The sequence below is a fragment of the Streptococcus australis genome (assembly GCF_019930045.1).
Lineage (GTDB): Bacteria > Bacillota > Bacilli > Lactobacillales > Streptococcaceae > Streptococcus > Streptococcus australis_D.
Genome location: NZ_JAHZQQ010000125.1, coordinates 1 through 749, shown reverse-complemented (window position 1 = coordinate 749; position 749 = coordinate 1). Strand labels below are relative to the sequence as shown.

Below are 749 nucleotides of genomic sequence, written 5' to 3'. Positions count from 1 at the left end.
AGATAATGATACGACTCGTTAGCTCAGTTGGTAGAGCAATTGACTTTTAATCAATGGGTCACTGGTTCGAGCCCAGTACGGGTCATTATAGCGGGTTTGGCGGAATTGGCAGACGCACCAGATTTAGGATCTGGCGCTTTACGGCGTGGGGGTTCAAGTCCCTTAACCCGCATAAAAGAATAATAATGAGCCGGCTTAGCTCAGTTGGTAGAGCATCTGATTTGTAATCAGAGGGTCGCGTGTTCAAGTCATGTAGCCGGCATTTTTTTATATAAAGAAACAGATGCGAACGTAGTTCAGTGGTAGAACACCACCTTGCCAAGGTGGGGGTCGCGGGTTCGAATCCCGTCGTTCGCTTGAGGAGGCCGGGGTGGCGGAACTGGCAGACGCACAGGACTTAAAATCCTGCGATTGGTAACGATCGTACCGGTTCGATTCCGGTCCTCGGCATAGACTTAGGTTGGAGAAGAAGCACCCTTAGCTCAACTGGATAGAGTACCTGACTACGAATCAGGCGGTTAGAGGTTCGACTCCTCTAGGGTGCATGGTCGCAAGACTATGTAGCAATTGAATAGAAACGAGCACCCTTAGCTCAACTGGATAGAGTACCTGACTACGAATCAGGCGGTTAGAGGTTCGACTCCTCTAGGGTGCATAAAGCGTAAGCTTTAGTTCGGGAAGTAGCTCAGCTTGGTAGAGTACTTGGTTTGGGACCAAGGTGTCGCAGGTTCGAATCCTGTCTTCCCGAT

The 749-nt window shown here is 49.8% G+C and carries 8 tRNA genes; all 8 read left to right on the top strand.

Going from position 1 to position 749, the window contains the following annotated elements:
• The first annotated feature begins 12 nt into the window (after positions 1-12).
• The 8 genes from K1J10_RS10640 to K1J10_RS10605 all read left to right on the top strand — a co-directional run bounded on the left by K1J10_RS10640 (position 13) and on the right by K1J10_RS10605 (position 748).
• A tRNA-Lys gene (locus K1J10_RS10640) sits at positions 13-85 on the top strand.
• A 5-nt stretch (positions 86-90) separates the two neighbouring features.
• Positions 91-172: transfer RNA gene (locus K1J10_RS10635), tRNA-Leu, on the top strand.
• A 17-nt stretch (positions 173-189) separates the two neighbouring features.
• Positions 190-262 (top strand) — tRNA-Thr (locus K1J10_RS10630).
• 23 nt (positions 263-285) lie between these two features.
• Positions 286-357: transfer RNA gene (locus tag K1J10_RS10625), tRNA-Gly, on the top strand.
• A gap of 7 nt (positions 358-364) precedes the next feature.
• Positions 365-450: transfer RNA gene (locus K1J10_RS10620), tRNA-Leu, on the top strand.
• Between the two features lie 21 nt (positions 451-471).
• Positions 472-545: transfer RNA gene (locus K1J10_RS10615), tRNA-Arg, on the top strand.
• Between the two features lie 36 nt (positions 546-581).
• A tRNA-Arg gene (locus K1J10_RS10610) sits at positions 582-655 on the top strand.
• 19 nt (positions 656-674) lie between these two features.
• Positions 675-748, top strand: a tRNA-Pro gene (locus tag K1J10_RS10605).
• Position 749 lies beyond the last annotated feature (1 nt).